At 37.8% G+C, this 659-nt stretch carries 1 pseudogene; it reads right to left on the reverse strand.

Annotation, left to right across the window (positions count from 1 at the left end):
* A pseudogene (locus ACFINX_RS10350) lies at positions 1-659 on the reverse strand (hypothetical protein); the annotation flags it as partial.

The following is a 659-nucleotide window of genomic DNA, read 5'->3' on the forward strand; positions in this document are numbered from 1 at the left end:
TTTTGGATATTCGTGATAGAAGTATCAACAGCATTAAAAGCAGAACCAACATCATTATGAGAATTACCCTGAATTGTATAAGTGGGAGCCTTACCGTTAGATACATCTGCACCTCCACCAAAATACTTTGATATATTTTTAGCAATTGTTGTCAGATTATTTGTAACAGTGATAACATTCTGATTAGTAGCAAAGAGCTGCGAACCATTCACTGCATCGGTTGAATCTTCAGAAATGTCTCCATTAGCAAGAAACTTAATTTTGCTATTTTCTTTGTCTGCTCCATGCTGTGCTACAAATGCCTGCTCATCATTACTCCACAATAGAGAATCTTTAGAAACACCCTCAATTTTCTGAGTAAATTCATTTGTTACATGTGTTAAGCGGCTATTCACATTGTTGATATTGTCATCAAGCCCTGTCAAAGCGTCACCAACATTATTATGGTCTTTAGATACTGCTACGCCATCTTCAGAAATGCGCGATAAATGATAAAGCGGACCGAACAAAATACCGTCGCTAAATTCCGCATTCCCACCCAAAATGTTTGCTACATCTCCAGATATTTTTTCAATCTGCCTACCATTGATCGCATCATGCGAATCTTCAGCAATTTTCCCATCTTTAACATTATGGAGGGAAACGGGTGCTGTAGTCTT

It is taken from the genome of Bartonella sp. AP36NXGY (assembly GCF_042195865.1).
Taxonomy (GTDB): Bacteria; Pseudomonadota; Alphaproteobacteria; order Rhizobiales; family Rhizobiaceae; genus Bartonella.